The organism is Pseudomonas sp. GW821-FHT01E10 (genome assembly GCF_059422365.1).
The window spans coordinates 149,906-175,210 of record NZ_JBWKWT010000002.1 but is presented as its reverse complement, the minus strand read 5'-3'; the positions used below and the strand labels follow the sequence as shown (position 1 = coordinate 175,210).

20 protein-coding genes are annotated in these 25,305 nt (G+C 58.8%); 13 read left to right on the top strand and 7 right to left on the bottom strand.

From position 1 onward, the window contains the following. The first annotated feature begins 241 nt into the window (after nucleotides 1-241). The 11 genes from rnr (at nucleotide 242) to AC07V0_RS04520 (ending at nucleotide 17,130) form a co-directional block, all read left to right on the top strand. Nucleotides 242-2,872: a ribonuclease R gene (rnr, locus tag AC07V0_RS04570; protein WP_018928495.1), complete on the top strand. Its 2,631-nt coding sequence runs from the start codon at nucleotides 242-244 to the stop codon at nucleotides 2,870-2,872. Continuing rightward, the gene (gene rlmB / locus AC07V0_RS04565; RefSeq protein WP_018928494.1) at nucleotides 2,869-3,636 is read left to right on the top strand and encodes a 23S rRNA (guanosine(2251)-2'-O)-methyltransferase RlmB; all 768 of its coding nucleotides are present in this window, start codon (nucleotides 2,869-2,871) and stop codon (nucleotides 3,634-3,636) included. Before rnr ends, rlmB begins: the two co-directional genes overlap by 4 nt. A gap of 234 nt (nucleotides 3,637-3,870) precedes the next feature. Then, complete coding sequence (rpsF, locus tag AC07V0_RS04560) at nucleotides 3,871-4,293, top strand: 30S ribosomal protein S6 (RefSeq protein WP_007939579.1); 423 nt, start codon at nucleotides 3,871-3,873, stop codon at nucleotides 4,291-4,293. A 28-nt stretch (nucleotides 4,294-4,321) separates the two neighbouring features. Next, nucleotides 4,322-4,552, top strand: coding sequence for a 30S ribosomal protein S18 (gene rpsR / locus AC07V0_RS04555; protein ID WP_002551829.1), 231 nt, complete (start codon nucleotides 4,322-4,324; stop codon nucleotides 4,550-4,552). 36 nt (nucleotides 4,553-4,588) lie between these two features. Next, a complete protein-coding gene (locus AC07V0_RS04550; protein WP_019582207.1) occupies nucleotides 4,589-5,482 on the top strand; it encodes a YybS family protein in 894 nt (297 codons plus the stop codon). A 19-nt stretch (nucleotides 5,483-5,501) separates the two neighbouring features. Continuing rightward, a complete protein-coding gene (rplI, locus tag AC07V0_RS04545; protein ID WP_007939577.1) occupies nucleotides 5,502-5,948 on the top strand; it encodes a 50S ribosomal protein L9 in 447 nt (148 codons plus the stop codon). A 136-nt stretch (nucleotides 5,949-6,084) separates the two neighbouring features. Continuing rightward, complete coding sequence (gene dnaB / locus AC07V0_RS04540; protein ID WP_019650685.1) at nucleotides 6,085-7,482, top strand: replicative DNA helicase; 1,398 nt, start codon at nucleotides 6,085-6,087, stop codon at nucleotides 7,480-7,482. Between the two features lie 259 nt (nucleotides 7,483-7,741). Next, nucleotides 7,742-10,045 (top strand): YgiQ family radical SAM protein, encoded by a 2,304-nt coding sequence (locus AC07V0_RS04535; RefSeq protein WP_026286605.1) that lies wholly within the window; start codon nucleotides 7,742-7,744, stop codon nucleotides 10,043-10,045. A 344-nt stretch (nucleotides 10,046-10,389) separates the two neighbouring features. Then, the gene (locus tag AC07V0_RS04530; RefSeq protein WP_495019436.1) at nucleotides 10,390-13,665 is read left to right on the top strand and encodes a transglutaminase family protein; all 3,276 of its coding nucleotides are present in this window, start codon (nucleotides 10,390-10,392) and stop codon (nucleotides 13,663-13,665) included. Between the two features lie 88 nt (nucleotides 13,666-13,753). After that, nucleotides 13,754-16,240 (top strand): circularly permuted type 2 ATP-grasp protein, encoded by a 2,487-nt coding sequence (locus AC07V0_RS04525; RefSeq protein WP_477744198.1) that lies wholly within the window; start codon nucleotides 13,754-13,756, stop codon nucleotides 16,238-16,240. Beyond that, complete coding sequence (locus tag AC07V0_RS04520) at nucleotides 16,240-17,130, top strand: transglutaminase family protein (protein WP_495019435.1); 891 nt, start codon at nucleotides 16,240-16,242, stop codon at nucleotides 17,128-17,130. Before AC07V0_RS04525 ends, AC07V0_RS04520 begins: the two co-directional genes overlap by 1 nt. Before the next feature lie 129 nt (nucleotides 17,131-17,259). On the opposite strand, the gene AC07V0_RS04515 is transcribed toward AC07V0_RS04520, so the two are convergent. Then, nucleotides 17,260-17,448 carry a hypothetical protein gene (locus AC07V0_RS04515; RefSeq protein WP_495019434.1) on the bottom strand — a complete coding sequence of 63 codons (189 nt, stop codon included), beginning with the start codon at nucleotides 17,446-17,448 and terminating at the stop codon, nucleotides 17,260-17,262. Between the two features lie 68 nt (nucleotides 17,449-17,516). Then, on the bottom strand, nucleotides 17,517-18,104 hold the full coding sequence (locus AC07V0_RS04510) for a cytokinin riboside 5'-monophosphate phosphoribohydrolase (RefSeq protein ID WP_018928486.1): 588 nt from the start codon (nucleotides 18,102-18,104) through the stop codon (nucleotides 17,517-17,519). 345 nt (nucleotides 18,105-18,449) lie between these two features. Between AC07V0_RS04510 and azu the strand changes: the two genes are divergently transcribed. Continuing rightward, the gene (gene azu, locus AC07V0_RS04505) at nucleotides 18,450-18,896 is read left to right on the top strand and encodes an azurin (RefSeq protein ID WP_064616027.1); all 447 of its coding nucleotides are present in this window, start codon (nucleotides 18,450-18,452) and stop codon (nucleotides 18,894-18,896) included. Between the two features lie 71 nt (nucleotides 18,897-18,967). Here the strand turns inward: azu and nadE are convergent, their stop codons facing one another. From nadE to AC07V0_RS04485, 4 genes are all read right to left on the bottom strand, one after another. After that, on the bottom strand, nucleotides 18,968-19,795 hold the full coding sequence (nadE, locus tag AC07V0_RS04500; RefSeq protein WP_495019433.1) for an NAD(+) synthase: 828 nt from the start codon (nucleotides 19,793-19,795) through the stop codon (nucleotides 18,968-18,970). A 4-nt stretch (nucleotides 19,796-19,799) separates the two neighbouring features. Then, complete coding sequence (pncB, locus tag AC07V0_RS04495) at nucleotides 19,800-21,026, bottom strand: nicotinate phosphoribosyltransferase (protein WP_019650677.1); 1,227 nt, start codon at nucleotides 21,024-21,026, stop codon at nucleotides 19,800-19,802. Between the two features lie 164 nt (nucleotides 21,027-21,190). Then, complete coding sequence (locus tag AC07V0_RS04490; protein ID WP_156523278.1) at nucleotides 21,191-21,352, bottom strand: hypothetical protein; 162 nt, start codon at nucleotides 21,350-21,352, stop codon at nucleotides 21,191-21,193. Between the two features lie 389 nt (nucleotides 21,353-21,741). After that, nucleotides 21,742-23,193, bottom strand: coding sequence for an alanine/glycine:cation symporter family protein (locus AC07V0_RS04485; RefSeq protein ID WP_495019432.1), 1,452 nt, complete (start codon nucleotides 23,191-23,193; stop codon nucleotides 21,742-21,744). 174 nt (nucleotides 23,194-23,367) lie between these two features. Between AC07V0_RS04485 and AC07V0_RS04480 the strand changes: the two genes are divergently transcribed. Further along, nucleotides 23,368-24,177 (top strand): helix-turn-helix domain-containing protein, encoded by an 810-nt coding sequence (locus AC07V0_RS04480; protein WP_064616029.1) that lies wholly within the window; start codon nucleotides 23,368-23,370, stop codon nucleotides 24,175-24,177. A gap of 126 nt (nucleotides 24,178-24,303) precedes the next feature. Here the strand turns inward: AC07V0_RS04480 and AC07V0_RS04475 are convergent, their stop codons facing one another. Further along, nucleotides 24,304-25,215, bottom strand: coding sequence for a LysR family transcriptional regulator (locus AC07V0_RS04475; RefSeq protein ID WP_064616030.1), 912 nt, complete (start codon nucleotides 25,213-25,215; stop codon nucleotides 24,304-24,306). Nucleotides 25,216-25,305: the final 90 nt, after the last annotated feature.

Below are 25,305 nucleotides of genomic sequence, written 5' to 3'. Positions count from 1 at the left end.
TTTCACCATCTGGGCAGTATCGGCAGCGCTAGTGCGTCGTCGATGGCGCGCACTATACGGAGCGTCTTTTTAACTGTAAACCCCCGTCATCAAAAAAACCTGGAAAATTTTACCGGCGGCATTCAAATCAGCTTCGCGGTGTCGATAAAGGGCTTTAGATGGGCTGTCATAGCCTGAAATTTCCCGTTTCATTACGCCTATGCCAAACTAACCCGCATATAGACAAGGTGAAAACTCTCTAATGGCCGATTGGCAGTCCCTCGATCCCGAGGCCGCTCGTGAAGCGGAAAAATATGAAAACCCTATTCCTAGCCGCGAACTGATCCTTCAGCACCTTGCTGATCGAGGTTCGCCTGCTAACCGCGAGCAGCTGGTCGAAGAGTTTGGTCTGACCACAGAAGACCAGATCGAAGCCCTGCGCCGCCGCCTGCGCGCCATGGAGCGCGACGCTCAACTCATCTACACCCGTCGCGGCACTTATGCGCCGGTGGACAAGCTCGACCTGATCCTGGGCCGCATCAGCGGTCACCGTGACGGTTTCGGCTTCCTGGTCCCGGACGACGGCAGTGACGACCTGTTCATGAGCCCGGCGCAAATGCGCCTGGTGTTCGATGGCGACCGTGCCCTGGCACGTGTTTCCGGCCTCGACCGTCGCGGTCGCCGCGAAGGCATGATTGTCGAAGTGGTGTCCCGCGCTCACGAGAGCATCGTCGGTCGTTACTTCGAGGAGGGCGGTATCGGTTTCGTCGTCGCAGACAATCCGAAGATCCAGCAAGAAGTGCTGGTGACGCCAGGTCGCAATGCCAACGCGCAGATCGGTCAGTTCGTTGAAGTGAAGATCACTCACTGGCCGACGCCACGCTTCCAGCCGCAAGGCGACGTGGTCGAGGTGGTGGGCAACTACATGGCACCGGGCATGGAAATCGATGTTGCCCTGCGCACCTACGATATTCCGCACGTCTGGCCTGAAGCGGTCTTGAAAGAAGCCGCCAAGCTCAAGCCCGAAGTCGAAGAGAAAGACAAAGAGAAGCGCATCGACCTGCGTCATCTGCCGTTCGTGACCATCGACGGTGAAGATGCGCGCGACTTCGATGACGCGGTCTACTGCGAAGCCAAACCGGGCAAGCTGCGCCTGTTCTCCGGTGGCTGGAAGTTGTACGTGGCGATTGCCGACGTTTCCAGCTACGTGAAAATCGGTTCGGCGCTGGATAACGAATCCCAGGTTCGCGGCAACTCGGTGTACTTCCCCGAGCGCGTGGTACCGATGCTGCCTGAGCAGTTGTCCAATGGCCTGTGCTCGCTGAACCCGCACGTCGATCGCCTGGCCATGGTTTGCGAGATGACCATCTCCAAATCCGGCGAAATGACCGACTACTGCTTCTACGAAGCGGTGATTCACTCCCATGCCCGCCTGACCTACAACAAGGTCAGCGCCATGCTGGAAACGCCGAAAGCCACCGAAGCGCGTCAGCTTCGCGGTGAATACACCGACGTTCTGCCGCACCTCAAGCAGCTGTATGCGCTGTACAAGGTTCTGCTGGCGGCTCGTCACGTGCGCGGCGCGATCGATTTCGAAACCCAGGAAACCCGGATCATCTTCGGTTCCGAGCGCAAGATTGCCGAAATCCGTCCGACCGTTCGCAACGATGCTCACAAGCTGATTGAGGAATGCATGCTGGCGGCCAACGTGGCCACCGCCGAATTCCTGAAGAAGCACGAAATCCCTGCGTTGTATCGCGTCCACGACGGCCCGCCGCCGGAGCGTCTGGAAAAACTGCGCGCCTTCCTCGGCGAGCTCGGCCTGTCCCTACACAAAGGCAAGGACGGTCCGTCGCCGAAGGATTACCAGGCTTTGCTCGCGGGCATCAAGGATCGTCCGGATTTCCACCTGATCCAGACCGTCATGCTGCGTTCGTTGAGCCAAGCGGTGTACAGCGCCGATAACCAGGGCCACTTCGGCCTGAATTACGAAGCCTATACCCACTTCACTTCGCCTATTCGCCGCTACCCGGACTTGCTCACGCATCGGGCGATTCGCAGCGTCATCCATTCGAAAATGGACACCCCGCACGTTCGCCGTGCCGGCGCGATGACCATTCCGAAGGCGCGGATCTATCCGTACGACGAAGCGACCCTGGAGCAGCTCGGCGAACAGTGCTCGATGAGCGAGCGCCGTGCCGACGAAGCCACCCGCGACGTAGTGAACTGGCTCAAGTGCGAGTTCATGAAAGACCGCGTGGGCGAATCGTTCCCGGGGGTGATCACCGCCGTGACCGGTTTCGGCCTGTTCGTCGAACTGACCGATATTTACGTCGAAGGCCTGGTGCACGTCACCGCGCTGCCGGGTGACTACTACCACTTCGATCCTGTGCACCATCGCCTCGCCGGTGAGCGTACCGGTCGTAGCTTCCGCTTGGGCGACACCGTTGAAGTGCGCGTCATGCGCGTCGACCTCGACGAGCGCAAGATCGACTTCGAGATGGCCGAAAAAACCATCAGCGCACCGATCGGTCGCAAAAAGCGCGGCACTGAAACCGCAGCGCCTGCTATCAAAACAGCTGCCGAGCCAGTACTGGCCAAGGCCGGGCGTCGTCCGGCCAAGGAAAAGGCCGTCGAGGCCTATCGTCCGAGCGATGCGGCGGCAAAAAATGCCGAGTTGCGCAAAAGTCGTGAAATGAAACAGGCATTGCTGTCTGAAGCGAAAAGCGGCGGTAAAGCGGCGTCTGGGGGAAAGACCGGGCGGTCGGCGCCTGACAAGGCCTCCGGCGGCAAGCCAGCCAAACCGAGCAAACACCGTAAAGGCCCGCCAAAAGCGGGTTCCGCTCCAGCCGCCAGAAGCGGCGGGGCGCGTAAACCTAAGGCCAAGTCATGAGTCAGTTGGAAAAGATCTACGGCGTGCACGCAGTAGAAGCGTTGCTGCGTCACCACCCAAAACGCGTCAAGCAGATCTGGCTGGCTGAAGGCCGCAGCGATCCGCGCGTTCAGACGCTGATCGAACTCGCTGCCGAAAATCGCGTGGCCGTCGGTCAGGCAGAGCGTCGCGAGCTGGACGCCTGGGTTGAAGGCGTGCACCAGGGCGTGGTGGCGGACGTGAGCCCGAGCCAGGTCTGGGGCGAGGCCATGCTCGACGAGCTGCTCGATCGCACCGAAGGCGCGCCTTTGCTGCTGGTGCTCGACGGCGTGACCGATCCGCACAACCTCGGCGCTTGCCTGCGTTCGGCCGATGCGGCCGGCGCGCTGGCGGTGATCGTGCCGAAGGACAAATCAGCCACGCTGACCCCGACGGTTCGAAAAGTTGCTTGTGGCGCGGCGGAAGTGATTCCGTTGGTCGCCGTGACCAACCTGGCGCGCACCCTGGAAAAACTCAAGCAGCGCGGCTTGTGGGTCGTCGGTACGGCGGGCGAGGCTGAACAGGATCTGTATCAGCAGGACCTGACGGGCCCGACCATCCTGATCATGGGTGCCGAAGGTAGCGGCATGCGCCGCCTGACTCGCGACCTTTGCGACTATTTGGTGCGCCTGCCGATGGCTGGCAGCGTCAGCAGCCTCAACGTGTCCGTCGCCACCGGCGTCTGCCTGTTCGAAGCGCTGCGCCAGCGTGGCGTCAAAGCCGCCGGGACCGCCAAAAAGTCCTGACACTCCTCTGCAGGAGTCGCCGCAGGCGGCTCCTGCAAGTGTTCGGCTTTCCAGTCGAAGTGATTGTTCAAATAATCACCAATTGCCTTGCACCTCCCTCGACCCTTCTCTACAATTGCGCCCCTTGCTGTGACGGCAGGCACGCATGTGTCTATCGCAAGCAAGTCCATAAGTGTCATTCACTCCTTGTCTGACCGCTTTTGAGCGGCAGGCTACAACCCGTAAGGAGCATTCATGCGTCATTACGAAATCATCTTTTTGGTCCACCCGGATCAAAGCGAGCAAGTCGGCGGCATGGTTGAGCGTTACACCAAGCTGATCGAAGAAGACGGCGGCAAAATCCACCGTCTGGAAGATTGGGGCCGTCGTCAACTGGCCTACGCAATCAACAATGTTCACAAGGCTCACTACGTGATGCTGAACGTTGAGTGCACTGGCAAGGCCCTGGCCGAGCTGGAAGACAACTTCCGCTACAACGATGCAGTGATCCGTAACCTGGTCATCCGTCGCGAAGAAGCCGTTACCGGCCAATCCGAGATGCTCAAGGCTGAAGAAAACCGCAGTGAGCGCCGTGAGCGTCGCGACCGTCCTGAGCACTCCGACGCTGAAGGCGTTGACAGTGATGACAGCGACAACAGCGATAACGCTGACGAGTAATCCACGGACCTTTTGAGGAGCCTATTACATGGCACGTTTCTTCCGTCGTCGTAAATTCTGCCGCTTCACCGCTGAAGACGTGAAAGAGATCGATTACAAAGATCTCAACACTCTGAAAGCTTACGTATCCGAGACCGGCAAAATCGTTCCAAGCCGCATCACCGGTACCAAAGCACGTTATCAGCGTCAGCTGGCCACCGCTATCAAGCGCGCCCGCTTCCTGGCCCTGCTGGCCTACACCGACAGCCACGGCCGCTGAGACCGGGCAGTCGACACGTAGCAAAGGATTGAATGCATGCGCGCCTTAGCTGAGTTCATCATGCGCGGCCGTATGCAGGCCACTCTGGTAGTGGCCGGATGCGCAACATTGCCGTTGTTGTATTGGTTGGGTGCTGCCGCTGGATGCCTTGTGCTCCTGCGGCGCGGATTGAAGGACGCCGTTGGCGTACTTGCTCTGGGACTGCTGCCGGCGTTGATCTGGTGGCTTTTCTTCGACGACCCACGGGCACTTCTGGTGCTGCTGGGGTCTTCGAGCCTTGCGTTGGTTTTGCGCGCAAGCGAGTCCTGGAACCGCGTGCTGCTGGTCAGCATAGCGATGGGATTGGTGTTTTCAGTGGTGCTGGGGGCGGCTTTTGCGCCCCAGATCGAGATGCTGGCGCAGGCTTTGATAAAAGTCATGCCGTCGCTACTCGGTGAGGTCTACCAGCAATTGTCGGTAGACGAGCAAGCGCGCTTTGCGTCCCTGATTGCACCGGTTCTGACTGGCCTGATTGCGGCGTTGTTGCAAATCGTCAGTGTGCTGAGCCTGATTGTCGGGCGCTACTGGCAGGCGTTGTTGTACAACCCGGGTGGTTTTGGTCGCGAGTTTCGCGCCATCCGAATCCCGCTGGGACCGGCGATGTTGCTGCTGGCGTTAATGCTTCTGGGGCCAAATCTTGGCCCGCAGATGGCCATGTTGACGCCGTTGTGCAGCGTACCGCTGGTGTTCGCCGGGCTGGCCCTGATTCACGGGCTGGTGGCGCAAAAGCGACTGGCCAAGTTCTGGCTGGTGGGGTTGTACGTCACGCTGTTGCTGTTCATGCAGCTGATCTATCCGTTGCTGGTGGTTCTGGCCATCGTCGACAGCCTGATTGATTTTCGCGGTCGTTCGGCACCGAAAGATGCCGATAGCGCGAACGGTGAAGGTTAAAAGTTAAGAGGATTTTCACATGCAACTGATCCTTCTGGAAAAAGTCACCAACCTGGGCAACCTGGGTGACAAAGTGAACGTTAAGGCTGGTTACGGTCGTAACTACCTGCTGCCATACGGCAAAGCTACCGCTGCGACCCCAGCCAACCTGGCTGCGTTCGAAGAGCGTCGCGCTGAGCTGGAAAAAGCCGCAGCAGACCGTAAAGCATCGGCTGAAAGCCGCGCCGCCCAACTGGCTGAGCTGGAAGTGACTATCACTGCCACCGCCGGTGACGAAGGCAAGCTGTTCGGTTCGATCGGCACCCACGACATCGCTGATGCACTGACCGCCTCTGGCGTTGAAGTTGCAAAAAGCGAAGTTCGTCTGCCGAACGGCACTATCCGCAACGTAGGCGAATTCGACGTAGCCGTGCACCTGCACGCCGAAGTTGAAGCCACCGTACGCGTTGTCGTGGTAGCAGCTTAAGCAGCACTTGTCGGCTGGCACCCTCGGGTGCTTGCCGGTAACATCGGGCACGATCCTGTTTACAGGTCGTGCCCTTTGTCTTTCTGCAGTTCCTGATTTTCACAACCTCTGCTTCTCCTGAATAAACCAAGTGGCCATGAACGATATCTCCGCTCCCGAGCAATACGATCTGCAAACCGCTGCCCTGAAGGTGCCGCCGCATTCCATCGAGGCCGAACAGGCCGTGCTCGGTGGGTTGATGCTGGACAACAACGCCTGGGAACGCGTGCTCGATCAAGTCTCCGACGGCGATTTCTATCGGCATGACCACCGCCTGATCTTCCGGGCCATCGCCAAACTGGCGGACCAGAACCAGCCAATCGACGTCGTGACCCTGGCCGAGCAATTGGACAAGGAAGGTCAGACGTCCCAGGTCGGCGGTCTCGGTTACCTTGGCGAACTGGCAAAAAACACGCCGTCCGTCGCCAACATCAAGGCCTATGCCCAGATCGTTCGCGAGCGGGCAACCCTGCGCCAGTTGATCGGCATCAGTACCGAAATCGCCGACAGCGCTTTCAACCCTGAAGGCCGCACCGCCGCCGAGATTCTCGACGAGGCCGAACGGCAGATCTTCCAGATTGCCGAGGCTCGTCCGAAAACCGGCGGCCCGGTCAGCGTCAACGACCTGCTGACCAAGGCCATCGACCGCATCGACACCTTGTTCAACACCGACAACTCGATCACCGGCCTGTCCACCGGTTACACCGACCTCGACGAGAAGACCAGTGGCCTGCAACCGGCCGACCTGATCATCGTCGCCGGCCGTCCGTCCATGGGTAAAACCACCTTTGCGATGAACCTGGTGGAAAACGCCGTGCTGCGCAGCGAGAAGGCTGTCCTGGTTTACTCCCTCGAGATGCCAGGCGAATCGCTGATCATGCGTATGCTGTCGTCCCTCGGTCGAATCGACCAGACCAAGGTCCGGGCCGGTCGCCTGGAAGACGACGACTGGCCGCGCCTGACGTCGGCGGTCAACCTGCTCAATGATCGCAAGTTGTTCATCGACGACACGGCGGGTATCAGCCCCTCGGAAATGCGCGCCCGGACCCGTCGTCTGGTGCGTGAGCACGGTGAGATCGGTCTGATCATGATCGACTACCTGCAACTGATGCAGATCCCGGGGTCCAGTGGTGACAACCGGACCAACGAGATTTCCGAGATCTCCCGGTCCCTGAAAGCCCTGGCCAAGGAATTCAACTGCCCGGTGGTGGCACTGTCCCAGCTCAACCGTTCCCTGGAACAACGCCCGAACAAGCGCCCGGTGAACTCCGACTTGCGGGAATCGGGAGCGATCGAGCAGGACGCCGACGTGATCATGTTCGTTTACCGGGACGAGGTGTATCACCCGGAAACCGAACACAAAGGCATTGCCGAAATCATCATCGGCAAGCAGCGGAACGGCCCGATCGGCTTTATCCGCCTGGCCTTCATCGGCAAATACACCCGATTTGAAAACCTGGCGCCGGGTAGCTACAACTTCGACGACGATGAATAACCTGCGCGGGGACTTTGTGGCGAGGGAGCTTGCTCCCGCTGGGTTGCGTAGCAACCCCAAAACCTGAGTCATCCTGTTTCAGGTGCACCGTATTTGCATATGTTGCGACTGCTTCGCAGTCGAGCGGGAGCTAGCTCCCTCGCCACAGGGGTTGCGTATATCGCTCGCTGATTTCCGACCATAGCCGTCGGAATTGGTCAAAATTTGTGCTATATTCCGCGCCCGCGAAATTCAATGAAAGCCAACACCGGTTATCGACATGCAAGCAGCCAAGCCGTTATTTGACTATCCCAAGTACTGGGCCGAATGTTTCGGGCCAGCGCCATTCCTGCCCATGAGCAGGGAGGAGATGGATCAGCTCGGCTGGGATTCCTGCGACATCATCATCGTCACCGGTGATGCCTACGTCGACCATCCGTCGTTCGGCATGGCGATCATCGGCCGGCTGCTGGAGGCCCAGGGCTTCCGCGTCGGGATCATCGCGCAGCCGAACTGGCAGTCCAAAGACGACTTCATGAAGCTCGGCGAGCCGAACCTGTTTTTCGGTGTCGCGGCCGGCAACATGGACTCGATGATCAACCGCTACACCGCCGACAAGAAAATCCGTTCCGACGACGCCTACACCCCCGGTGGCCTGGCAGGCAAACGTCCGGACCGCGCGAGCCTGGTTTACAGCCAGCGCTGCAAGGAAGCCTATAAGCACGTGCCGATTGTGCTCGGCGGCATCGAAGCCTCCCTGCGCCGCATCGCCCACTACGATTACTGGCAGGATCGGGTGCGTAACTCGATCCTGATCGACGCCTGCGCCGACATCCTGCTCTACGGCAACGCCGAGCGTGCGATCGTCGAAGTCGCCCAGCGCCTGTCCTACGGCCACAAGATCGAAGACATCACCGATGTGCGCGGCACCGCGTTCATCCGCCGTGATACGCCGCAAGGCTGGTACGAAGTCGATTCCACGCGCATCGACCGTCCGGGCAAGATCGACAAGATCATCAACCCGTACGTCAACACCCAGGACACCGCCGCCTGCGCCATCGAGCAGGAAAAGGGGCCGGTTGAAGACCCTGGCGAGGCTAAGGTCGTACAGATCCTGGCCAGCCCGAAAATGACTCGCGACAAGACCGTCATTCGTCTGCCGTCGGTTGAAAAAGTCCGTGGCGATGCGGTGCTTTACGCTCACGCCAACCGCGTGCTGCACCTGGAAACCAATCCGGGCAACGCCCGCGCTCTGGTGCAAAAACACGGCGAGGTAGACGTCTGGTTCAACCCGCCGCCGATTCCGATGACCACCGAAGAAATGGACTACGTGTTCGGCATGCCTTACGCGCGCGTTCCGCACCCGGCGTACGGCAAGGAAAAGATCCCGGCCTACGAGATGATCCGTTTCTCGGTGAACATCATGCGTGGCTGCTTCGGCGGCTGCACCTTCTGCTCGATCACCGAGCACGAAGGCCGGATCATCCAGAACCGTTCCGAAGAGTCGATCATTCGCGAAATCGAAGAGATCCGCGACAAGGTTCCGGGTTTTACCGGCGTCATTTCCGACCTCGGCGGCCCGACCGCGAACATGTACCGCATCGCCTGCAAGACCCCGGAAATCGAATCCGCGTGCCGCAAGCCTTCATGCGTGTTCCCAGGCATTTGCCCGAACCTCAACACCGATCACTCGTCGCTGATCCAGCTCTATCGCAGCGCCCGGGCCTTGCCGGGCGTGAAGAAGATCCTGATCGCCTCCGGCCTGCGCTACGACCTCGCGGTCGAGTCGCCGGAGTACGTCAAGGAGCTGGTGACCCACCACGTCGGTGGTTACCTGAAGATCGCCCCGGAACACACCGAGGAAGGTCCGCTCAACCAGATGATGAAACCGGGCATCGGCAGCTATGACAAGTTCAAGCGCATGTTCGAGAAGTACACCAAGGAAGCCGGGAAAGAGCAGTACCTGATTCCGTACTTCATCGCCGCTCACCCGGGCACCACCGACGAAGACATGATGAATCTGGCCCTGTGGCTCAAGGGCAACGGTTTCCGTGCCGACCAGGTGCAGGCGTTCTACCCGTCGCCGATGGCCACCGCCACCGCGATGTACCACTCGGGCAAGAACCCGCTGCGCAAGGTCACTTACAAGAGCGACGGCGTGACTATCGTCAAGAGCGAAGAGCAGCGTCGCCTGCACAAAGCGTTCTTGCGTTATCACGACCCGAAAGGCTGGCCGATGCTGCGTGAAGCGCTGACCCGCATGGGCCGCGCCGACCTGATCGGGCCGGGCAAGAACCAGTTGATCCCGTTGCATCAGCCAGCGACCGACAGCTACCAGAGCGCCCGTCGCAAGAACTCGACGCCGGCTGGCAGCCACAAAGTGGCCAAGGAAACGACCACCAAGATCCTGACCCAGCACACTGGTCTGCCACCGCGTGCCAGCGATGGCGGCAACCCGTGGGACAAGCGTGAACAGGCCAAGGCGGCGGCATTTGCCCGCAACCAGCAGGCGGCCAAGGAGCGCAAGGACGCGGCCAAAGGCAAGGGGCCGAAGCCTGCGCGCAAGCCGGTCGTGCCGCGCTAAACGTCGCTTGAGCTGAACAGAACGCCAACCTCCGGGTTGGCGTTCTGCGTTTCAGGAACAACGAATCTCATTGTGGCGAGGGAGCTTGCTCCCGTTCGGCTGCGAAGCAGTCGTCAGCTTTTTAGGGCCGCTGCGCGCCCCAGCGGGAGCAAGCTCCCTCGCCACAGAGACCGCGTACATTCACGTCCTCGCCACATTTGCGTGCAACTGCGCCAAACCAATTTTCCGCATCGCCCGATTTTGGTGCTGTACTGCCTCAAGCAATTGGAGAAAGCGCCAACGCCGCTGGCTGGCATAAGTCTTGCGCGCTTTCCTATAAGTTTAAGGCTCGCAGGAGGCACGCCGTGTCGATTCATGTCGCATTGCATCACGTCACGCATTACCGCTACGACCGCGCCGTCGAGCTCGGTCCGCAGATCGTTCGCCTGCGCCCGGCTGCCCACAGCCGCACGCGGATACTGTCCTATGCGCTGAAAGTCTCGCCCGAGCAGCATTTCATCAACTGGCAACAAGACCCTCAGGGCAATTACCTGGCGCGGTTGGTGTTCCCGGAGAAAACCGATGAACTGAGGATCGAGGTCGACCTGCTGGCCGAGATGGCAGTCTTCAATCCCTTCGACTTCTTCCTCGAGCCCTACGCCGAGAAGATCCCTTTCGCCTATGCAGCGGATGAGCGCAAAGAGCTGGCGCCGTACCTGGAAACCTTGCCGCTGACGCCGACATTCAAGGCCTATCTGGACGGCATCGACCGCACGCCGCTGCCCAGCGTGGATTTCCTCGTCGCGATCAACCAGCGCCTGAGCGAAGACATCGGTTACCTGATTCGTATGGAGCCGGGCGTACAGACCCCGGAATACACCCTCGAACAGGCCTCCGGCTCTTGCCGCGACTCGGCGTGGCTACTGGTGCAATTGTTGCGCAACCTCGGCCTGGCGGCGCGATTCGTCTCCGGTTATCTGATCCAGCTGACCGCCGACGTCAAAAGCCTCGACGGTCCCTCGGGCACCGAAGTGGATTTCACTGACCTGCATGCCTGGTGCGAAGTCTATTTGCCCGGTGCCGGCTGGATCGGCCTGGACGCTACCTCAGGGTTGTTTGCCGGTGAAGGACACATTCCGTTGGCGTGCAGCCCCGACCCATCCTCTGCGGCACCGATCAGTGGTTTGGTGGAACCGTGCGAGTGCGAATTCACCCACGAAATGTCGGTCGAGCGGATTTGGGAAGCGCCAAGGGTTACCAAACCCTACACCGAAGACCAATGGCTGGCGATTCAGGCATTGGGCCGGCAGATCGATGCTGATTTGCTCGAAGGCGACGTGCGCCTGACCATGGGCGGCGAGCCGACGTTCGTTTCCATTGATGACCCGGACGGCGCCGAGTGGAACACCGCCGCGCTCGGGCCAGACAAGCGTCGGCTGTCAGCCGAACTGTTCCAGCGAATGCGCAAGCATTACGCGCCCAAGGGTCTGGTACATTTCGGTCAAGGCAAGTGGTACCCCGGCGAGCAACTGCCGCGCTGGTCGCTGAACTGCTATTGGCGCCGCGATGGCGTGCCGATCTGGCATAACAGCGCGCTGATTGCCGACGAGCGGGAAGATTACGGCGCCGATGGCGAACTGGCCGGGCGTTTCCTGGCGAGTGTCGCCGAACGCTTGAAAATTCCGACACGCTTCGTGTTCCCGGCCTACGAAGACAATTTCTATTACCTCTGGCGCGAAGGCGCTTTACCGCAGAACGTCAGCGCCGAAGACTCACGCCTGGAAGAACCTCTGGAGCGTGCGCGCCTGCGCAAAGTCTTCAGCCAAGGCCTGGACAAGGTCATCGGTCAGGTCCTGCCGCTGGCGCGTACCGCCAAGGGCGATCAATGGCAAAGCGGTCGCTGGTACCTGCGCGAGGAACACTGCCGGTTGGTGCCGGGGGATTCGCCACTGGGTTATCGCTTGCCGCTCGGTTCGCAGCCTTGGGTGAAAGCTGCGGAGTACCCGTTCATTCATTCCACGGACCCGAATCAGGATTTCCCGGCGCTACCGGACACCGACCAGCTACGGAATCACGCTCAACCGAAAACGGCCGACGAACGTGTGCCCGAGATCGACCAGTCCGCCGACTGGCTGACCCGCACCGCGTTCTGCGCCGAAGCACGTGAAGGTCGGTTGTACCTGTTCATGCCGCCACTGGAGCGGGTCGAGGACTACCTGGAACTGGTCGCCGCCATCGAAGCCACCGCCGAGGAACTGCATTGCCCGGTATTGCTGGAAGGCTATGAACCGCCGAGCGATCCGCGTCTGAGCAACTTTCGCATTACCCCGGATCCGGGCGTGATCGAGGTCAACGTCCAGCCGTCCGCTACCTGGGACGAGTTGGTGGAACGTACCGAGTTTCTTTACGAAGAGGCGCGCCAGACCCGGCTGACCACCGAGAAATTCATGATCGATGGCCGGCACACCGGCACCGGCGGCGGTAACCATTTCGTCCTGGGGGGGGCGACCCCGGCTGACTCACCGTTTCTGCGCCGTCCCGACCTGCTGCGCAGCCTGATCAGCTACTGGCATAACCACCCGTCCTTGTCCTACCTGTTTTCCGGGCTGTTCATCGGCCCGACATCCCAGGCACCGCGGGTGGACGAAGCGCGCAACGATTCGCTGTATGAACTGGAAATCGCCTTCGCCCAGATGCCGGAGCCGGGCGAAGAATGCCCACCATGGCTGGTGGATCGCTTGTTGCGCAATTTGCTGATCGACGTGACCGGCAACACCCACCGCGCCGAGTTCTGCATCGACAAACTCTATTCACCGGACGGCGCCACCGGACGCCTTGGCTTGCTGGAACTGCGAGCCTTTGAAATGCCGCCTCATGCGCGCATGAGCCTGGCTCAGCAGTTGTTGTTGCGGGCGCTGGTGGCGCGGTTCTGGCGCGAGCCTTATGCACCGCCGAAACTGGCGCGCTGGGGCACCGAACTGCACGACCGGTTCTTGCTGCCGCACTTTATCGAGCAGGATTTCGCCGATGTAATCGTCGACCTGAATGCCGCCGGTTATCCGGTGCAGGCAGAGTGGTTCGCGGCGCATCTGGAGTTCCGTTTTCCCAAGGTCGGCGACTACGCCGTCAGCGGTATCGAACTGGAATTGCGTCAGGCGCTGGAGCCCTGGCATGTGTTGGGCGAAGAGGGCAGCGCGGGCGGTACGGTGCGTTATGTGGATTCGTCCCTGGAACGTTTGCAGGTCAAGCTGACGGGGTTGCCGCCGCAACGTTATCTGCTGACCTGCAATGGCATCCCGGTGCCGTTGCAACCTACCGGTCGGGTCGGCGAGTTCGTCGCCGGTGTACGTTTCCGTGCCTGGCAACCGTACAACTGTCTGCAACCGACTATCCCGGTCCACGCACCGCTGGTGTTCGACTTGCTCGACACCTGGATGGGGCGTTCGCTGGGTGGTTGTCAGTACCACGTCGCCCATCCGGGCGGGCGCAACTACGACAGCCTGCCGGTGAACGCCAATGAAGCCGAGAGCCGGAGGATGGCGCGTTTCTTCCGCATTGGACACACGCCTGGGAAACTTCCTGTACCGAAACTGGAAATCAACGACGAGCTGCCGATGACACTCGATTTGCGACGCTTTTAAACCGTACGCGACGCTCGGATTTTTCGTCTATCCGGGCGTCATGAGCCTGCGTTAGTCTGACCGTTCTTTGCTGTCTGACGAGCTTTCCATGCCTGACCTGCTTGACTGCTACCCGTTGACTGCGGGCACCTATCACGAACTGCTCGACAACAGCGGCGCCGTGCGCCCGCACTGGCGGCGGCTGTTCGATCAATTGCAACGCAGCACGCCAGCGCAACTGGTGCAGCGTCAGGCGCTGCTGACCCGGCAGATTCAGGAAAACGGCGTGACCTACAACGTCTACGCCGACCCCAAGGGCGCTGATCGGCCATGGGAGCTGGATTTGTTGCCTCATGTGATTGCAGCCGATGAGTGGCAGCAGCTTTCGGCCGGGATCGCTCAACGGGCGCGTTTGCTCAATGCTGTGCTGGCGGACCTGTACGGTCCTCAACGCTTGATCGCCGAAGGCCTGCTGCCGGCTGAACTGGTGTTCGGTCATAACAACTTCCTCTGGCCTTGCCAGGGCATCGCACCGCCCGACGGGGCCTTTCTGCATCTGTATGCCGTGGATTTGGCGCGCACGCCTGACGGTCGCTGGTGGGTGACCGCCGACCGGACTCAAGCACCCTCCGGTGCCGGTTACGCCCTGGAAAACCGCACCATCGTGTCCCGGGCCTTCCCCGAGTTGTATCGCGACTTGAAGGTGCGGCACCTGGCCGGGTTCTTCCGCACACTTCAGGAAACACTCGCCCGGCAGGCGCCGAGCGACGATGAAGCGCCGCTGGTGGTCCTGCTGACACCGGGGCGTTTCAACGAAAGCTATTTCGAGCACTTGTACCTGGCTCGTCAGCTCGGTTATCCACTGGTGGAGGGCGGTGATCTGACCGTGCGCGATGCCACGGTCTATCTGAAAACCTTGAGCGGGTTGCGCCGGGTTCACGCGATCATGCGTCGGCTCGACGATGATTTCTGCGACCCGCTGGAGCTGCGCACCGACTCGGCCCTTGGCGTGCCAGGGCTGCTCGAAGCGGTGCGTCAGGGCCGGGTGCTGGTGGCCAACGCCCTCGGCAGCGGTGTGCTGGAGTCGCCGGGTTTGCTGGGCTTCCTGCCGAAAATCAATCAATTCCTGTTCGGTGAAGAGTTGATCCTGCCGTCCATCGCAACTTGGTGGTGCGGCGAAGCGCCGGTGCTGGCCCAGGCCCTGGAAAAACTGCCGGAGCTGTTGATCAAGCCGGCGTTTCCGTCGCAGAGCTTTGCACCGGTGTTTGGGCGTGATTTGAGTGAAAAACAGCGCCAGGCTCTGGCTGAGCGCATGCAGGCACGGCCTTATGCCTATGTTGCGCAAGAATTGGCGCAACTGTCCCAGGCGCCGATCTGGCAGGCCGAAGGCGGACAGTTGCAACCGCGAGCCATCGGCATGCGCGTGTATGCGGTGGCCAGTCGGGAGGGTTATCGAGTGCTGCCCGGTGGCCTGACCCGGGTTGCCGCCGAGGCCGATGCCGAAGCGGTGTCGATGCAACGCGGCGGCGCGAGCAAAGACACCTGGGTGTTGGGCGATCGCCCACCCAGCGGCGAACAATGGAAAGCCCAGCGCAACATTGGCGTTCACGATCTGGTACGTCGTGATCCGTATCTGCCATCGCGGGTGGTCGAGAACCTGTTCTGGTTTGGCCGTTATTGCGAGCGCTGCGATGACAGCGCGCGGCTGCTGCGGGTCATGCTCGCGCGCTATGTCGATGGCGATGACCCGCAAGCCCTGGAAGCGGCAGTCGATCTCGGTGAGCGCCTGAATCTGTTGCCGGAGGAGGGTGAGTTGCCGCAGCGATTGCTGGCGGCGCTGCTCGGCGATGATTGGCCGTTCAGCCTGCGTTCCAATCTACAGCGTTTGCAGTGGGCGGCGTCGCAAGTACGCGGCAAGCTCTCGCGAGAGAACTGGCAAGCGCTGGTGGAGTTGCAGCGCGAGGCCATGGAGCTGGAAACCGAAGAGCCGGATTTCGGCGAGTTGCTGGACTTCCTCAACCGGTTGGTAATGTCGCTGGCGGCGCTGTCCGGCTTTGCCCTCGACGACATGACACGGGACGAAGGCTGGCGTTTCCTGATGATCGGTCGGCGGATCGAACGGCTGCAATTTCTCAGCGGCAGTCTGGCGGCGTTTTTGCGCGGTGCCGGGGCTTTCGATCAGGCCGGGCTGGAATGGCTGCTGGAACTGGGTAACAGCAGCATCACCTACCGCTCGCGGTACCTGGCGGTGGCGCAATTGATCCCGGTGCTCGACCTGTTGCTGCTCGATGAACAAAACCCGCACGCGGTGCTGTTCCAGTTGAAACTGGTGACCCGTACGTTGAAGCGCTTGAATGACGACTTCGGCGCGCCGCGCGAAACAGGTCTGCTGCAGTTGGTGGAGCGGCTGGCGCACTTCGATCTGGGCTGCCTGGAGAACTCGCTGTTCGGCGAGGCCAGTGTTCATGCCGCCGTAGAGGGGCTGGCGGATCTGCTGCAAGAGATTGCCGATGCCAGCGGACAGGTGTCGGATCGCCTGGCCTTGCGCCATTTCGCCCATGTCGATGATGTCAGCCAGCGCACGGTGTCCGTCTGATGAGTGCCCATTACCAGATCTTCCACGACACCCATTATCACTACGACAGCCCGGTGTCCCTGGCCCAGCAACTGGCGCATCTGTGGCCGCGCGCCTGTGCCTGGCAGCGCTGCACCGAACAGCAGTTGCAGATCAGTCCCCAGCCGACTTCACGCAGGGATGAGCTGGATGTGTTCGGCAATCCGCTGACCCGGTTGGCGTTCGAGCGCCCCCACGATGAATTGCTGGTCAACGCTCGGCTCACCGTCGAAGTGCTGGAGCGGCCGTCGCTGGATTTCGATCAATCGCCGGCCTGGGAAGCGACCTGCAACGCGCTGACCTACAGCAGTCAGCCACTCTCGCCTGCGTTGCTGGAAGCCTGCCGTTACCGCTTCGAATCGCCCTACGTGCATTTGAAACGCAGTTTCGTCGAGTTCTCCGAAAGTTGCTTTCCTGCTGGCCGGCCATTGCTGCTGGGTGTTCAAGCGTTGATGGAGAAGATCTTCAGCGAGTTCACCTTCGACGCCGAGGCGACCCAAGTGGCGACGCCGTTGGTGGAAGTGCTGGAGAGGCGTCGTGGGGTTTGCCAGGACTTCGCGCATTTGATGCTCGCTTGCCTGCGCTCCCGTGGGTTGGCGGCGCGGTACATCAGTGGCTATCTGCTGACACAGCCCCCACCGGGCCAGCCAAGGCTGATCGGCGCCGATGCATCGCATGCATGGGTATCGGTGTTTTGCCCGGTGTTGGGTTGGGTGGATTTTGACCCGACCAACAATGTGCAACCGGCGCTGGAGCACATCACCCTGGCCTGGGGCCGGGACTTTTCCGATGTGTCGCCGTTGCGCGGGGTGATTCTGGGCGGTGGCAGCCATGATCCCGAAGTTCGGGTGACAGTGATGCCATTGGAATAGCGCAGACCCCATGCGGGAATGTGTTTTTTGGAGGAGGGTTTCAAATTGGCCTGTGAGGGCCAGCAACATCGTTGCTGACCCTGGACACAGATCCGGTGGGCCTGATCAGATCATCGGGCCCTGAGGGTCTCAGGCGTCGGGCGCCTGATCTTTCGGTGCTTCAACATCATCTTCTGCCGCCACTTCACCTTCTGCATCCGGGTTCAGTGCTGCTGCTTCTTCAGCTGTAGCTTTCTTGCGCTGAAGCTTTTCCTCTTTCTTCTGCTCCTTGGCCAAGTCTCTCTGACGTTTGGCGAAGGAATAATTAGGTTTAGCCATGGGCGATCCTCTGGGGTCGAAGGTGAGGTTGAGCGGCGCATATTCTGCCCTGTATCGGCACCGAGCCGTTAGCTGGGTTTTTGCTCGGTCCATTTTGGCGGTACCGAGGGTTGCCAGGCGTCCAGTGCATCGAGCAGGGTTTGCGGTGATTCGCTCATTTGCAGCATGTCACGGTGCTGCCCGCGAACGAAGCCTTCGCCGACGATATGATCGAGAAAAGACGTCAACTTGCTGTAGAAACCGTTCACTTCCAGCAAACCCAGCGGTTTGCCGTGATAACCGAGCTGGCCCCAGGTCCAGACTTCGAACAGCTCTTCCAGCGTGCCCAGACCGCCGGGCAGGGCAATGAAGGCATCGCTGAGCTCGGCCATTCGCGCCTTGCGCGCATGCATGCCGTCGACCACTTCCAGGCGGGTCAGGCCGCTGTGGCCGATTTCCTTGTCCTTGAGGCTCTGCGGAATGATCCCGATCACTTCGCCGCCGGCCGCCAGTGCGGCATCTGCCACAATTCCCATCAGCCCGACGGCGCCCCCGCCATAGACCAGGGTCAGCTTGCGCTCGGCCAATGCTCGCCCCAGGGCGACAGCCGCCTCACGATAAGCCGGATTGGTGCCGGTGCTGGCACCGCAAAATACACAAACGGACGTTAAAGACATGCCTTGCTCCATGGTCAATCAGGACCACAGAGTAAAGGCAGGCTCGCATCGTTCCAAGGGTTAAACCGCGCGTTCAGGTGTTTCGTAAGTGCCACTGGCGCCACAGGCGTAGGCGGCCAACAAACTGCTCAACAAGCTGCTGAAAGACATGACAGGCGCTCCAGGTGAGTAATGATGGCCCTGATGATAGGGCCGTCCCAGACGTCTGGCTGGTAGATTGTTTCGATGGGGGTCATAGCCCGAAAGTTGTATACAATTTTTGATTCAGGTCATAGGAACTTGCGAAGATTTCAGGCAGTCTTCTGTCCATTCGCACTTTTGTTAACCCTGCCTTGGAGATTCACCATGTTTGCCAAACTTGTTGCGGTATCCCTGCTGACACTGGCCAGCAGCCAATTGATGGCTGCCGAGTGCAAAACGACCATCGACTCCACCGATCAGATGTCCTTCAACACCAAGGCCATTGAAATCGACAAAAGCTGCAAGACCTTCACCGTTGAACTGACCCACTCCGGCAGCCTGCCGAAAAACGTCATGGGCCATAACCTGGTGATCAGCAAAGAGGCTGACATGCAGCCGATCGCCACCGACGGCCTGTCGGCTGGCATCGACAAGAATTACCTGAAAGAAGGTGATACCCGTGTCATCGCTCACACCAAAGTCATCGGCGCTGGCGAAAAGGACTCTCTGACCATCGATGTGTCGAAGCTCAATGCAGCCGAAAAATACGGCTTCTTCTGCTCGTTCCCGGGCCACATCTCGATGATGAAAGGCACGGTTACACTGAAGTAATCGATTCAAACGCATAAAAAAAGCGTCCACCCGGGACGCTTTTTTTGTGCTCATTTCTACAGGGGACAGAATCAAGGCGCGAACGGCATCACACGCTTGTGATGTGTTTTCTTGTACGTATCACAAATGATCTTGAACGCTTCCTCGCGCACCGGTTCGCCGTGCAGGAAGGCGTCGATCTCGGCGTAGGTCACGCCGTGGGATGCTTCGTCCGGTTTGCCCGGCGACAGGTCTTCGAGGTCGGCGGTCGGGATTTTCTCCACCAGCGACTCTGGCGCGCCGAAGCTTCGGGCAATCGCCCGGACCTGGTTTTTCACCAGGCCGCTCAGCGGTGCGAGGTCGCAGGCGCCGTCACCGAACTTGGTGAAGAAACCCATCACGGCTTCTGCCGCGTGGTCGGTGCCGATCACCAGGCCATGAGCCGCACCGGCGATGGTGTATTGCGCGACCATGCGCATCCGCGCCTTGGTATTGCCCAATACGAAATCCACCCAGACGGCCTCTTTGCCTTCGAAGGCTGCCACTTCGCCGGCCAGGGATTTGACTGCGAGGCCGATGTTCACCGTGTGGCGTTCGTCCGGGGCGATGAAGTCCACCGAGGCCTGGGCATCGTGTTCATCGAACTGCGTCTGGTACGGCAGGCGCACGGCGATGAACTTGTAGCTGTTATCACCGGTACGCTCACGCAGTTCACGGATGGCGCGTTGGGCCAGTAGGCCGGCGGTCAGGGAATCGACGCCGCCGCTGATACCGAGCACCAGGGTCTTGAGCCCGGAATTGACCAGGCAATCCTGAATGAAGGTGATTCGCCGGGCGACTTCAGCCTCAAGGGCGAGTTGATCCACGAACGGCGGTTGGACCTTGAGCTGTTCAGCAATCTCACGCTGTACGGCTTGCATGAATTCACTCCTTGCTTGATGTACTGGAAAGGGTGGCAGGTACTTGGAAAACGTGTCGCAAATAGGCGACGAAATTCGGGTCTTTGCAGTGAGTCTTGCCAGGCTCATCAGAAATCTTGGCCACCGGTTGGCCGTTGCATGCAGTCATTTTAAGCACGATGCTCATCGGTTCGACACCCGGAATATCGCAGGTCAGGTTAGTGCCGATGCCGAAACTGACATTGATCCGACCACGTAACGCCCGAAAAATCTCCAGAGACTTGGGCAACGTCAGGCTGTCGGAAAACACCAGGGTCTTGCTCATCGGGTCGATGCCCAGCTTGTGATAGTGGGCGATGGCCTTTTCCGCCCAGAGCACCGGGTCACCGGAGTCGTGACGCAAGCCGTCGAAGAGCTTGGCAAAGAACAGGTCGAAATCGCCGAGAAACGCATCGGAAGTGATGCAGTCGGTCAGGGCGATCCCCAGCAGGCCACGGTACTCGCGGACCCAGCAGTCGAGGGCGGCGATCTGGCTGTCGATCAGCCGCGGACCGAGTTGCTGGTGGGCCATGATCCATTCGTGGGCCATGGTGCCCAGCGGCTTCATATCCAGCTCGCGGGACAGGTGCACGTTGCTGGTGCCGACGAAGCGACCGGGGAAGTCGTGCTTGAGCACGTTCACCACTTCTTCCTGCACGCGATACGAGAAGCGCCGGCGAGTGCCGAAATCGGCTACCTGCAACTCGGACAATTCATCGGTGCTGGCGTTGGCGGTCAACCAGTCGAACTTGCGATAGAGCTGCTCACGGGCCTGTTCCAGGACGATTTCCCGGTAGCGATAGCGGTTGCGCACTTCGCTGACCATGGCCAGCAACGGCACTTCGAACAGAATCACGTGCAGCCACGGCCCGCGCAGGCGGATGAACAACTCGCCGTTTTCAATGCCGGTGTGGATATAGCGCAGATTGAAACGGAACAGCCCGAGAAAGCGCAGGAAGTCCGGTTTCAGGAAGCTGATGCGCTCCAGGAAGCTCAGCTGATCGGCGCTCAGGCTCAACTCGGCCAGACGCTCGATCTGGAAACGGATCTCCGCCAGGTACGGGCGCAGATCCTCGCTGTTACGGCAACGAAACTCCCATTCGACTTCCACGTTAGGGTAGTTGTGCAGCACCGCCTGCATCATCGTCAGTTTATAGAAGTCGGTGTCGAGCAGGTTCTGCACGATGCGATCGGCAAACACACTCTCGCTCATAACGGGGTCTCCAGGCGGGTCGCGGCCCGTGGCAGCAACGTTGCAGCTGTTTCAATGAATGGGGCTAGTGGCGCATATCAGCGGTGAGGATTGCCAGCTTTTTTTGTGTTCATGGTGGAATAATCACATGGCTGGCACCTTCAAATGCAAACACCTGTGGTTTCTCAGTTATCTGCTGTTGCCTCAAGCGCTGCCTGGATAACGAGCGTCAGGCTTTCCCAACTTCTTACATAGCCATCAAGGTGGGAGTGACGAGGAATAAGCCCTATTTCAATTGCCTTGATCATTGCTGCTTTTATCATTTCATGAGTCGCTGATTTGGCCATGACTTACAATCCTTTAAATGTTATTTGGTCCAGCGTGTCGACACCGTCCTGTAGCAATAAGTAGGCTGGAAGTATCAGGCGAAAAAAGTCAGTGTCATTAGTGTTTTTAACGGTTACAGAGGTCAGTGCCTCTAAAAGGCTCGTTGCAGCGCGTATTCTGAAACAGGCATCTTCAAATAATAGGTGGGGTGCGGCGTACGAATCAATATAAAAAGTTGGAATGTTGGATGCGTTGGATTTAAGAGGCTGGTAGCGATTCACAGACGAACTCCTTGAGCGCGCTTGGGTTATGAGGGCGCGATTAATTGTTTTTGGGGGATGATGTTGCCTGGGCATTGCTTATCTGCTGAACCATTGCATAAGTGCAATGGTTCAGCGTCAATTGAAGTTTATGCGATCTGAGCTTTAGCTGGAGGCCGATCCGCAGGGTTCTTCGGCGGGAGAGGATTTTTTATCGCGGGCCAAGCTATCAAATCGAGATCCAGATCGCTGAATTTGCTTGAGTCAAAAACGGGGGTTTTTATTCCTGTGCGACGTTGTTCATCATAGTCGCCCAGGATTCGCATACAGACGTTGAATAGCAGTGTCATCGCAATAAGGTTAACCAAGGCCAAAAATGTCATGGTGATGTCTGCAAACGCGAGCACCGTGGAAAGGTCCTCAACCGAACCCCAAAAGACCAGCATCAATACGGATATGCGGTACGCAATTAATGATTTATGAGGCGCCGCGAATATGAACCGTAAACTGTTTTCTCCCAGATAGTAGTTGTAGAGCATTGCCGTGAACACAAACAAGGAAAGTACCACGCTGATGAACACCCGACCCCAATCGCCTACTACCTCTGCCAGAGAGTTTTGCGCCAATGCAATTCCGTCGCCTTCGAAACCGGGAGCATAAAAACCGGAAAGCAAAATGATCAACGCGGTACACGTGCAAATAATGATGGTATCGATGAAGACACTGAACGCCTGCACCACACCTTGTGCTATCGGATGGGCGATTTTTGCCGCAGAGGCGACGTTAGGTGCACTGCCCAGTCCTGCTTCATTGGAGAACACTCCGCGCCTTACCCCCATCATGATCGCACTGCCCACCAGCCCGCCAAAAGCCTGATCCAGTCCGAACGCGCTTTTGACAATGCTGAGCAGCACTCCGGGGACTTGGTCAATTTGCAACACGATCACGTAAAGCGTTACACCGATATAGGCAATAACTTTAAGGGGAACCAATAAGTCGGCGACCGCCGCGATGCGCTTTATACCGCCCACGAACACAATGCCCAGCAACAAAGACAGCGTGAGTCCGGACAATGTAGTCGATAAACCAAAAGCATTGTTGAGAGAATGCGATACGGCATGAGACTCAAGGCCATTGATGGCAAATCCGAAGGTCACCAAAAGCAGGAGCGCAGCAATCGTTCCGAGCCAGCGTTTGCCCAGACCATGCTGGATGTACCAGGACGGACCTCCACGATATAGACCATTTCCATCGCAGCGCTTGTAGAGCTGGCCTAGTGAGCATTCGAAAAAGCTACTCGACATCCCCAATAGAGCGGTCATCCACATCCAGAACACCGCACCAGGGCCGCCCATACTCACGGCAATGCCGACACCAACAATGTTGCCGGTTCCGACGCGACCGGCAAGGCTGAGCGTCAATGCTTGCAATGAACTCAAGTGATGATTGCCGGTATGCCAGCTGCCGTGTAATACCGAGATCATATGGATGAAGTATCGGAGCTGGACAAATCTTGACCGGATTGTGAAATAGCTTCCCAGCCCAAGAACTAAAGGTATCAAAACCTTACCAGAGAGAAAGTCGTTGATGATGTCAAGCATTCAAAGCTCCTTGCTTATGAGAGTGCTGGCGGATTTATGGTGTAGCGCGTCCTGAAGCTTTCAGGATTCGTAATATCCGGTCATCTATCGTTGCGCGCAATTTCGCAAGTTGGTTAAAAATGATGCGAGTTGATGCTATGTTCGAGTCTTCTGGCGCTATTGTGATGGGTTTGTATGTCTGATTTTCTTCCGGCTAACTTAAGACTGCTGTGTAGTCACTATCGATCCGTCGCGGAAGTCTGTAGGAAACTTCGAATTAATCGTGGGCAATTTAATAAATATCTATGCGGAAACAACCTTCCCACACCTTTTAACCTTAAGCGGATCTGCGATTTTTTCGGAGTCGAAGAGTTCGAAATAGGTTTGCCGACAGAGCAATTCATCATTCTTATCGGCGCTAAAGCAAGGCGAATCAGTCCGTCCAGCGAGGTGACGGCACCGCAGCGGATGCTTGACCACCTTCGGCAACAGTCGTCGTCGCAGCTAAAAGCCCACACGGGTTACTACTACGAGTACTACCATGCAATGACAGAGCCCGGTTCCATTCTGTGTTCTCTGGTGCATATGTATGAGGAGGGGCAGCATTTCGTATACGAACGAAATGAACGCTTACAGATAACTGGTGCGGATGGGGAGTTTGAGCGGTATCGATACGTGGGAATTGCCTACTACCTACAGGATCGCTTGTTCCTAATTGATTATGAGTCGCTGACGTCCAATGAGATTAGCCAAACCATTCTTATCCCGAGCTTCAAAAGCTGTATTACTCGACTCAATGGCTTGAAGATGGGCGTTTCCGCAGCTGATCATCGTACTCCCGCCTGTTCAAGGGTTGTTTGGGAGTATCTCGGGCAGGAGATCAATCCAGTCAATGCGTATCGCAGGGTGCGGCTGTACAGTAAGGATGATCCCGCCATCGACGATGATTTGCGCGGACGTCTCGCTCAAACCAAAGTCGTTGATGGCCTCTTTGTTATTGCGTGACGCCATGATGAGCCTGACAGCCGTGTTGCCGGTTTTGGGGCTCCTATGCGACCCAGCGGAGCAATGCGGCGTTCCGACAAGCCTCCTTGCCACATATGTCGTTTGCCACAGGGATTGCGCAAGGGCTCAATGCTGCGGTGCATCCGGACTATCAATCCGCTCCAGCATCCACTTCACAAAATCCCGCACCTTGGGCACTTCCGCCGAGTGCTCCGGATACGCCAGGTAATAGGCGTCGGTGCTGGGCATTGCATGCTGCCAGGGAATGACCAGTTTGCCGTCGGCCAATTCCTCTTCCACCAGAAACTTCGGCAACAGCGCCACGCCGCAGCCGACCTGGGCGGCGCGGATGCACATATAGAACGTTTCGAAACGCGGGCCGTGGTAGCTGTGTTCGGTGTGGTAGCCCTGGCTGTCGAACCAATCGTGCCAGGCCTGGGGGCGGGAAGCGTTTTGCAGCAGGACCAGGTCGGTGAGTTGGGTCGGATCGGTGAACGGCGTGTCCGGCAGACTGCCCGGTGCGCACACAGGAACAAGCTCTTCGCCAAACAGCTTCAGGCATTCGGTGCCGGGCCGTGAGCCCTGGCCGAAGTAGAACGCCAGGTCGCTACGACCTTGCAGCAGGTCGTCGGCTTCCTGTTCGCTGCACAGGTCCAGATGGATTGACGGATGACGCAGGCGCCAGCCTTTCAAGCGTGGCACCAGCCAACGTGCACCGAAGGTCGGAGGCGTGGAGACGCGCAAGACTTCGGTGTCTCCGCCGTAGGAACGCAGGTAATGGGTCGACATTTCGACTTGGGTGAGGATTTTTCGCACCTCCACCAAATACAAATCGCCAGCGGGGGTCATTTGCAGGCGTCGGCGCACCCGGCGGAACAACAGATGCTGCAACAACTCTTCGAGTTGCGCGACCTGTTTGCTCACGGCGCTCTGGGTCAGGTTCAGCTCTTCGGCGGCGCGGGTGAAGCTCAAATGCCGGGTCACGGCCTCGAAACACTGCAGCGCAGTGATCGACGGCAAGTAGCGTTTATTCAGCATCGGTTCTCCTTGTTCTTGTCTCTCTACGTGGCACGCGTGTTACCGGCAGATTCGCAGCATGAATAAACGGAATGATATCTCGCTTAATCG